Source organism: Rheinheimera sp. (genome assembly GCF_036568245.1).
GTDB lineage: Bacteria > Pseudomonadota > Gammaproteobacteria > Enterobacterales > Alteromonadaceae > Alishewanella.
In genome coordinates this window covers 1-9,897 of record NZ_DATCSY010000232.1, presented here as the reverse complement: position 1 = coordinate 9,897, position 9,897 = coordinate 1, and the positions used below count along the sequence as shown (strand labels likewise).

Below are 9,897 nucleotides of genomic sequence, written 5' to 3'. Positions count from 1 at the left end.
ACAGTGAGCGCGTGGATACTGAGCTTATTGCCAATACCAATAATGTGCAGGGGTTCGTACCACAACCCAGTTGGCAGGAAATTGCCGAACAGCAAAATGGTTATCTCACTGTTCATCAATTTGTGCCGTTGGCTGAGCAGCAAAATGCGCTGCTGATCTATGTACAACAGCCCGATATCAAACCACTGTGGCCTTATGCGGCGGTGTCGGCGGTCAGCCTGTTACTGGGTCTTTTATTAAGTGGTTTCTTCGCTTCTGCCATATCCGGCTTCTTCAGCCGCCGTATAAAACCGCTACTACAAGGTACCAGCCAGGCGTTGGAAAAAGAGCAGTTTAACGCCAGCGTGGATAGCCATGCCCAGGATAGCTATGGTGTACTGGGCAGTTACATTAATCAGCTGTTTCGAAAAATCGAGCAAACTCAGGAAGCATTGGCGGCATCAGAGCAAAACATTAAAACGCTCAGACAGGAAGTCGACACCCGCATTAAAGAGCGCACCGATGCATTGGAAACCGCTAAGCTGACAGCCGAAAAAGCCAATGAAGCCAAATCGACCTTTCTGGCAACAATGAGCCATGAAATCCGTACACCGATGAACGGCATTATCGGTACCATTGATTTACTGCGTAAAACCCAGCTATCAACCTCACAATTTCGTATGACCGACACAGTGCGCGAGTCATCCTTTTCCTTGCTGCGCATTCTTGACGACATTCTGGATTTCTCAAAAATTGAAGCCGGCAAGCTGGAACTGGAAACCATTCCACTGTCACTGGTCGATATTATTGAAGCGGTAGGCCGTATTCTGGTTTCAGTGGCGTATCAGCGGCAAATCGACCTGAAGATGTTTGTTGACCCACGCATACCTGACGGTTTGGTCGGCGACCCGGTGCGCTTACGGCAGATATTGTACAACCTGGCCGGCAATGCCATTAAGTTCACCCAGACCACACCGGAAAAAACCGGCCTGGTGATTATAAAAGCCGAAATGCTGGAAGAAAATATGGACTTCAGCCAAATCCAGTTCAGCATTATTGATAACGGCAAAGGCATGACCCAGCGTCAGATCAGCTATGTATTTCAACCGTTCAATCAAGCAGAAGGCTCTATTACCCGTAAGTTTGGCGGCACCGGCCTGGGTTTATCTATATGTCAACGCTTGGCCACGTTAATGTATGGCGATATTAATGTGCAAAGTCAGGTTGATCAGGGCACTGAATTCAGGGTACGCATCCCCATGCGCCGCTCTGATGAAATTCAGTATCTGGATAAAGAACAGCTGAATGATATTCATCTTTGCCTGTTCACGACAGATTTACATAACCAAACCCATTTAAGTGCGTATTTTGAATATGCCGGCGCAGAGCTTGACGTGGCAAATAGTTTTGAAGCGTTGCAGCAAAAAGCACAAACCATGAAGCCGCTGCCACCGAAGCAGGCTGCCGTCTGGGTGTTAGATGCAACTTATGAGCAAATCTCGGCCAATCAGATAGAACAACTGCAGCAGCTGCCAGCCATGAGCCAGGTACAGTTTGTTGTGATCACCAATCAGGTTGAGTTGTCAGAGCGCAGTACCGATCGGGTTTACTATCTGCATAGCTCGCCTATCTGCCGCAGCCATCTGTATGACGCAGTATTAATCGCGGCTAAACGTAAAGCCAAGCCGGTATATGCCGGAGAAAAAGCCGTTACTGCCAAAGCGCCGTCTATAGAACAAGCCAGAAAACAAAAACGCTTAGTATTGCTGGCGGAAGACAACCTGATGAATCAGCGCGTGATTGTTGATCAGCTAAATGCGCTTGGCTACGCCGTCGAGGTTGCTGATGATGGCGCAATAGCGCTGGAAAAATGGCGCCGCTTCCACTATCCGTTAATCCTGACCGATTTACATATGCCCAATATGAGCGGTTATGATTTAGCCAGCACCATCCGCAAGGAGAGCCTGCATTTGAGCGAAGGTGCTGAGTTTACCCGCATTATTGCAGTGACAGCTAACGCGCTCAAAGGCGAAGAGCAGAAGTGCCTGAGTATCGGTATGGATGGATATATCACCAAGCCTGTTGAACTCGATACTTTGGCCACGATGCTATCACGCTGGTTACCTCATCAGACAGAATCAGTGAAGCCCGGCATTGCAGCTACTGACACAGCGCAACCTTCCTCTCCAATCTGCTTTACCACTATTGCTAATTTTCTCGGTAATGACCCGGCTAAGCATGAAGAACATTTGAACTACTTTGTCAGGCATGCTGCTGATTTACTGCAGAATTTACGGCTGCATGCAGACAATCAAGACCGCAGCAACGTGCGGGCCGTTGCGCATCAGTTTAAAGCTGTGGCCAAGAGCATCGGCGCGCTCAGTCTAGCCGAGCAGGCACTAAAGCTGGAAAAAGCCGCTGAAGAAAGTGATTGGCCAGTGATTAACGAGGATATCCGTCTGATACAGGAAAAGTATCAGGATGTTGTTGCCTATGTAAAACAGCGCTATTAGCGATTGAGTCAAAAGAGTAAAAACGCCAGCAACGCTGGCGTTTTTTTACCGGTTAATTACCCCAGATTGCGCTGACAAACTGCGGATAATCGACGAAAGGGTTACGGTTGCCCTGGTACTGATAGGCTGCATCATTGCGGTCCCGCTCTTTCTGACTGACAGGATCCTGCACATGCCATTGTTTCAGTAACTGCAACAACCAACTTTCAAACACCTGAGTCGTAGTGCCGTTTAGTGCGGCATTGGCTTCACTGCTGTTACCCTGCCAGTTTGCTAAGCGGTCCTGATAACGTGTTGCCATGTAAAAATAGGCGCGGGCGATATCACCTTTAAATTCATCAATAGGCTCAAACACCGTACCACTGTAGCCACTACCGCTTAACGCAGTGCCCAGTTTTGAGCCGTTTGTCGAGGTATAACTGGCGGTACCGACTTTGCCATATGGAAAGCTGCTGCGCTTGGAATTAACAAAACCGTCGGTGGCAAAAATATGGTGTACATCAGAATTCATCGGCTCTACTGCACCGCCAAACCAGCTGCGTGGAAATGAGTGCTCACGGTTATAACAATCGGCTTCACTGTTGTAACTGCCGCACTGGCTTACGGTCGCCGCGTACTGATATGCATCCGCCCCGCTGGGATTTTCTGAGTAGATATCTAAAATACTGCCATCCTGCTCATAGTAATTATCCAGCTCGTGCGTGCTGTAAAACGTCCACAGTGCGCTATACCCCTGTGCGCTGTGGTTTTTGATAATATTATGCAGTGCGGTTTTTAACGCATAACCGGTGAAACCGGCAGCATCTGCATAGTAGGCATCCAGATCGTCGCTGCCACCGCCAGTACCAAGGCTAAAGCTATGTGTCTTAGCACTGGTAAAACTTCCACCACTGAATATGTCCGCGCCGTTTACGCTCAAGCGATAGCTGCCATTGCCATGACTACAGCAAATACCGTCACCGTAACTGTCGCTTATGGTGAACTCGTAGTCACCATCGCTCAGGCACCACTGCTCACTGTGGCTGCGATTGTTGGCATAACCCGCACCGGCATAGGCCTGCTGATTGTTGCTGTCGGTAAGTTGCCAACTGGTTTCAGCACCATAATTATCGGTCGTCAGCTCAAAAGTCAGCGCATGTGCATTGCAGCTGCCACCTGGCGGTGTCGATGTAGTGGACGGCTGGAAGTCGTCCACATACACCAGCTCACTGCCATCAAAACCGGCGACATCATAAAACCGCAAGCCAACTTCAATAGTGCCGCTAGTGGTCGCAGTGTAATTGAAACTTAGTGTTTGCCATTGACCAGTCAGTGCTTCATTCGAATAGCCCTGATAGCCATCGACATACAGCCGTGCTCTGACATGCCCCTCGGTATGGTAAACAGACACACTAAAAGGGTAACTTTGCCCGGCACTGACGGCCACTGTCTGACGAAAGTCCGTCGCGGCCTGGTCTGTCGTATTGACGGCCACAGCCGCACTGTAATTGCCATTGAGTTTAATACCGCCCGAAGGTGTCAGCGTAATACCATTGTCAATCAGGCTCCAGCCTGTCGGGGTATTGGCAGACCATTGGTCAAAACCGCCATTTTCAATATCAGCTCTGGCGGCTGTCGCGCTGACAGCAAGCAAGCCAAGCAGGTAGATTATCTTTTTCATTGCAACGTATCCTGTTATTAAGGTTAGAATAAGCACCATCATAGATACACTATTGCAACATTTTTGTATAAAAACAGCGTTATGATGAATTATTTATGAAATAAAAAAGGGCAGCCAATGGCTGCCCAACTGTCAGTTACCTGACCACGTAGTGTAAATTGGTTTCAGCTAATGCCTTAAAACTGGTTCATGGTATTGTGCGTGCCACCCGCTTTTAATGCCGCATCGCCGGAGAAATATTCTTTATGATCATCACCGATGTCTGAACCTGACATATTCTGGTGTTTAACACAGGCTATGCCCTGGCGGATCTCTTTACGCTGCACACCTTCAACATAGCCCAGCATACCGGCCGCACCGAAGTACTCTTTTGCCAGGTTGTCGGTAGACAAAGCCGCAGTATGGTAAGTTGGCAAAGTGATCAGGTGGTGGAAAATACCCGCTTCGCGCGCCGCATCAGCCTGGAAGGTACGGATACGGTTATCCGCTTCCTGCGCCAGCTCTGTTGTATCGTATTCGGCACTCATCAGCTGTGCACGGTCATAAGCCGATACATCTTTGCCCGCCGTTTTCCAGGCATCAAACACCTGCTGGCGGAAATTCAGCGTCCAGTTAAAGCTTGGGCTGTTGTTGTATACCAGCTTGGCCGACGGCACCACTTCACGAATACGGTCGACCATCTCTTTGATCTGGCCAATGTGCGGCTTTTCAGTTTCAATCCACAGTAAATCTGCACCGTGTTGCAGTGAAGTAATACAATCCAGTACCACGCGATCAACACCACTGCCCTGTTTAAACTGGAATAAGCCGCTGGCTAAACGTTTCGGCTTTAATAACTTGCCGTTGGCTTTCACCACAACATCGCCGTTAGCTATATCATCTGCCCCGTTGATTACATCGCCATCGAGGAAGCTGTTGTATAAATCACCCAGATCGCCCGGCTTGTTAGTCACTGCAATTTGCTTGGTTAAGCCAGCGCCTAATGAGTCAGTGCGGGCAACGATAATACCGTCGTCCACACCCAACTCTAAAAAGGCGTAACGTACCGCGTTAATTTTTGCCAGAAAATCAGCATGTGGCACGGTAACCTTGCCATCCTGGTGTCCACACTGTTTCTCATCCGATACCTGGTTTTCAATCTGAATGGCGCAGGCGCCCGCTTCAATCATTTTCTTCGCCAGCAGGTAAGTGGCTTCTTCGTTACCAAAGCCGGCATCAATATCGGCAATAATCGGCACCACATGGGTTTCAAAGTTATCAATTTTGCTCTGCACTGCTGCAACTTTAGCGGCATCATTGCCTGCTTTAGCGGCATCCAGCTCGCGGAACAAGCCACCCAGCTCACGGGCATCAGCTTGTTTTAAGAAGGTATACAGTTCTTCGATCAACGCTGGCACGGCGGTTTTCTCATGCATCGATTGATCCGGCAGCGGGCCAAAATCAGAGCGCAGCGCCGCAATCATCCAACCTGACAAATACAGGTATTTTCGTTTGGTGCTGCCGAAATGTTTCTTGATGGCGATCAGTTTCTGCTGACCAACAAAACCATGCCAGCAACCTAAAGACTGAGTGTACTGGCTGCTATCAGCATCGTAGGCTGCCATATCTTCGCGCATCACTTTGGCGGTATATTTCGCAATATCTAAGCCAGTATTAAAACGGTTCTGCAGCTTCATCCTTGCGGCAGACTCAGGGTTTATCGCGGCCCAGGCCTCGCCATTCTGCTGACGTAACTGTGCGACTTTCTGTATTGCATCTTGGTAAGCTGACATAGCAGTATCCTCTTCTTGCATATTGCCCGGCTTGCCGGACGCTGACTGTTCCCAGGCTGATGTGTTACCTGTTGTATTACACTATAGGTTTCATTTTTATAATTCATAAAGGTGATTTTTGTGATGCTGGTCATTCATACGATTAATACTAAAGGTGGCTTGACGCTGGCCTGCCGGCTAATGCTATGATTCAGTCAAATTATGAAAGCTGGTGGGAATATTTAAGTAATGAATATTAATAAAATGGATTTGAACCTGCTTGTTTACTTAGATGTACTGCTACGCGAGAAGAATGTTACCCGCGCCGCGAATCAGCTTAATATCACTCAACCGGCGATGAGTAATGGCTTAAAACGGCTGCGTGATTTACTGAATGATCCTATTTTAGTGCGCACATCAGATGGTATGGTGCCGACAGAGCGGGCTCGTGAGCTGGCACCTGTGGTACGTGGCGTTTTATTGACGCTGGAAGAGACTCTGCAACCGAACAAAGATTTTGAGCCTCAGCACAGCCAGCGCGTGTTTCGTATTATGGCCAGCGATTACGCCGCCTCAACGTTGATCCCGGCACTGCTGAAAAAAATGCGGGTGCAGGCTCCCAATACCAGCCTGGATATCATGACGCCTTCCGATGTGACTTTTCACGATGTCGAGAACGGCAAAGTGGATATGGCGATTAACCGTTTTGACCAGCTGCCGCAGTCGTTTCATCAGAAAACCGTCTGGCGCGACAGCTTCTCCTGCCTGATTAATGCGCAAAACCCGGTCCTTAAAAACTTCAACCTAGACAGTTACTTAAAAGCACAACATATCTGGGTAAGTAAAACCGGCTTTGGTGTTGGTGTAGGCATGGACCCGAAAGATGTACAAAAGCTGGGCTGGGTAGACGAAGCGCTGGCGAAACTGGGCAAACAACGCAGTATTTCGGTATTTACCCGTAACTACCATGTAGCGATGCATTTGGCGGTTGGCATTGATTTAATTGCCACCTTACCAAGCCGGGCGGCAAAGTTGTATGACAAGGATCCAACCATGGCCATTATGGACCCACCGTTTGCCATACCGTCGATTGAGCTGAAAATGATATGGAGCCCACTGCTGCATCAGGATGCCAGCCATATCTGGTTCCGCCGGCTGATTGTTGAAACGGCAGACGAGTTGAATTAATCAGAACCAGTATCGAAGGCTGGAATCCCGTTTTGGTCACCGCAGAGTGTCTGAGTGAGTGCGTAAGCACGAGCGAGTTGCTGCGGTTAGCCAAAATGGGCATTGCAGCCGAAGCTAACATGGATGCTTAGGAAAACACCCTGCCTCTCTCGCCGGGGCAACTCGCCCTTGTGCCTGCGGCAGGGCTCAGACACTCCCCGGCTCGCTCAACACGGTCTTTTCCACGCCGTGTTCCGACGAGCAACAGACATAAAAAAGGCGCTGTCAGCATGGCAGCGCCTTTGGCTTGGTTTACTCAGGTTTAGTCAAGTAACTGATAGGCTGGCAGGGTCAGGAAATCTACCAACTGATCAGAAGTCGTGATATCCAGCAATAAAGTTTGCGCCCGGTCGAAATTTTGCTCCGCCCATGTTGCCTCGCCAACCTCTGCTTTCACCACTTTTGCCTCTTCCTCTAACATAGAAGCAAATAGGGTTTTGGTAATCAGCTTGCCGTTACTTAAGCTTTTTCCATGTTTAATCCACTGCCATATAGAGGTACGGGAGATCTCCGCCGTGGCGGCATCCTCCATCAGGCCATAAATCGGCACACAGCCTTTGCCGCTGATCCAGGCAGCAATGTATTGCAGCGCCACGCGAATATTAGTACGCATACCTTCTTCTGTGCGCTCTCCATCACAGGGCTCTAGCAACTGCGCCGCAGTAATTTCATCATCTTCTAAACGGCTGACATCGAGCTGGTTTTGTTTTCCTGCAGTCAGATATTTGTCGAATACCGCATTCGCCGTGGCAGCAAGCCCCGGATGCGCAACCCAGGTACCATCGTGGCCATTACTGGCTTCCAGTTCCTTATCTGCAGTAACTTTGGCCAGAATAGCAGCGTTCTGCTCAGCATCTTTAGCTGGTATAAAGGCTGCCATACCGCCCATTGCCAGCGCACCGCGTTTATGACAGGTTTTAACCAGCAAACGGGAATAGGCACTTAAGAACGGCTGCTTCATCGTTACCACCTGGCGGTCAGGCAAGACACGGTCGGCATGATTTTTTAATGTTTTGATATAACTAAAAATATAATCCCAGCGCCCGCAGTTCAGCGCCACGATATGGTCGCGTAGCATGTAGAGAATTTCATCCATCTCAAACACAGCCGGCAGGGTTTCAATCAGCACCGTTGCCCGCACGGTGCCGACAGGCTGGCCGAACTTTTGCTCTGTATAGCGAAAGACATCATCCCACCATTTCGCTTCCAGATGGCTTTGCAGCTTAGGCACGTAGTAATACACTCCTGTGCCGTTACTTAGCCGGGTTTGATAGTTATGCAGGAAATACAACGCGAAATCCATCAAGCCGCCGGGAATTTGCTCGCCATCTACCAGCAAATGTTTTTCCCACAGGTGTAAACCGCGCACGCGTGCTATTAACAGCGCCGGATCGTCTTTTAAAGCATACTGTTTACCACTTTGCGGATCGGTATAACTGATAGTACCCAGGTTGGCATCGCGCAGGTTAATCTGGCCTTCAATTACGCCGGCCCAGCTTGGTGCCTGCGAGTCTTCAAAGTCAGCCATAAATACTTTTACATCAGCATTTAATGCATTGATGATCATTTTGCGGTCGACCGGCCCCGTGATCTCAACCCTTCTGTCCTGCAAATCAGCCGGGATAGCAGCAACGCGCCAATCAGACTGGCGAATGTTGGCGGTATCAGCCAGAAAATCCGGCAATGCACCAGCGTCATATCGTTGTTGTACCTGCTGGCGTTTTGCAAGTAATTGCTTAAGCGCTGGCCGGAATGCACGTGTCAGCTCTACCAACAAGGCACAGGCCTGTTCAGTCAAAATGGCGTCGTATTCGGCCGTCAAGGGCGCATTAATAGTTAGTCCGGCACGGCTGATGCTTGTTGTCATAATTTTGTCCTTGGTTACAGTCAGCGCTTGTTGTTATACAGCAAGCACGGCTTATCAGGGGTACGCACTAACTATAAGCGCTTTTCAACTATAAAATATATCAATGCAGGCAATGCCAGCCATTCGGCACATAAATAACAGAAGCGGCATACCCCCTAAAATATTGGCACAAGTTATGCCTTATTATCACTGTGTTGCGATATGCCTGACACCGAGTCAAATTTCTGTCGGAGGTAAGCATGGAATATGTCCTGCTGTTAATTTTATTATTAGTTGTTGTGGTAGCTATGGTTGCCAGCCGCTTTATTGACAGTGGTAACCCCTTCCCGGTACAGAAGAAAACCAGTTTATTCAGTCCGGTCGAAAGGTCATTTATGCAACTGCTGGAAAAAGCCGTTGCCAACGAATACAAAATTCTGAACCGGGTTAAGCTGGCCGATATCATGGAATTGAAAACCGGCATCAGCGATAAAAGCCGCAGTAATACGCTGACGAAGTTAAACGGCAAATATCTGGATTTCGTGCTGTGCGACCCTACCGATCTTAGCGTTGTCGCCGTATTGGATTTAGTCAACAACACCAGTAAAGAAGGCCACAAAGCCGTGCCTGACTGGTTTGTAAATGGCGCGCTGGATGCAGCAGGTGTACCTTACCTGCGAATGAAAATTAAAGCTGGCTACACAGCAGCTGATATACAGGCGGCTATAGCATCGAGGCTTGGCAAACCGGTAGCCAAACCAGAACCGATGTTTAAAGGATTAGTGAAAAAAGGGCCAACCCGCCCGGTCCGCTCATTGAAACCGGCAGTGGACAACGGCAACAGATTGCCGGTACCTGCTTTGTCACATTCACAAATTAAAGCGCAGCAGACTGCGCTGATACAGGCTTCTTAACGCACAT

At 49.0% G+C, this 9,897-nt stretch carries 6 protein-coding genes; 3 read left to right on the top strand and 3 right to left on the bottom strand.

Annotation, left to right across the window (positions count from 1 at the left end; translation table 11 throughout):
* Positions 1-2,492: hybrid sensor histidine kinase/response regulator (locus VIN66_RS10730; protein WP_331923990.1), on the top strand; the 2,492-nt coding region annotated here is incomplete at its 5' end.
* A 52-nt stretch (positions 2,493-2,544) separates the two neighbouring features.
* On the opposite strand, the gene VIN66_RS10725 is transcribed toward VIN66_RS10730, so the two are convergent.
* Together VIN66_RS10725 and VIN66_RS10720 are read right to left on the bottom strand one after the other, a co-directional pair.
* Positions 2,545-4,152 (bottom strand): endonuclease, encoded by a 1,608-nt coding sequence (locus VIN66_RS10725; protein ID WP_331923989.1) that lies wholly within the window; start codon positions 4,150-4,152, stop codon positions 2,545-2,547.
* Positions 4,153-4,328: 176 nt separating this feature from the next.
* Entirely contained in the window at positions 4,329-5,924 is a 1,596-nt protein-coding gene (locus VIN66_RS10720; RefSeq protein ID WP_331923988.1) for an isocitrate lyase, read from the bottom strand.
* A gap of 228 nt (positions 5,925-6,152) precedes the next feature.
* Here VIN66_RS10720 and VIN66_RS10715 point away from each other — a divergent pair, with 228 nt between their 5' ends.
* Entirely contained in the window at positions 6,153-7,091 is a 939-nt protein-coding gene (locus VIN66_RS10715) for a LysR family transcriptional regulator (RefSeq protein WP_331923987.1), read from the top strand.
* A 301-nt stretch (positions 7,092-7,392) separates the two neighbouring features.
* On the opposite strand, the gene aceB is transcribed toward VIN66_RS10715, so the two are convergent.
* Positions 7,393-8,997 carry a malate synthase A gene (gene aceB / locus VIN66_RS10710; RefSeq protein ID WP_331923986.1) on the bottom strand — a complete coding sequence of 535 codons (1,605 nt, stop codon included), beginning with the start codon at positions 8,995-8,997 and terminating at the stop codon, positions 7,393-7,395.
* A gap of 239 nt (positions 8,998-9,236) precedes the next feature.
* Between aceB and VIN66_RS10705 the strand changes: the two genes are divergently transcribed.
* Positions 9,237-9,890 (top strand): DUF2726 domain-containing protein, encoded by a 654-nt coding sequence (locus tag VIN66_RS10705; RefSeq protein WP_331923985.1) that lies wholly within the window; start codon positions 9,237-9,239, stop codon positions 9,888-9,890.
* The last annotated feature ends 7 nt before the right edge of the window (positions 9,891-9,897 follow it).

Coding starts and splice junctions, on each gene's coding strand:
- VIN66_RS10725 (WP_331923989.1), bottom strand. CDS start 4,152: ATGAAAAAGATAATCTACCTGCTTGGCTTGCTTGCTGTCAGCGCGACA.
- VIN66_RS10720 (WP_331923988.1), bottom strand. CDS start 5,924: ATGTCAGCTTACCAAGATGCAATACAGAAAGTCGCACAGTTACGTCAG.
- VIN66_RS10715 (WP_331923987.1), top strand. CDS start 6,153: ATGAATATTAATAAAATGGATTTGAACCTGCTTGTTTACTTAGATGTA.
- aceB (WP_331923986.1), bottom strand. CDS start 8,997: ATGACAACAAGCATCAGCCGTGCCGGACTAACTATTAATGCGCCCTTG.
- VIN66_RS10705 (WP_331923985.1), top strand. CDS start 9,237: ATGGAATATGTCCTGCTGTTAATTTTATTATTAGTTGTTGTGGTAGCT.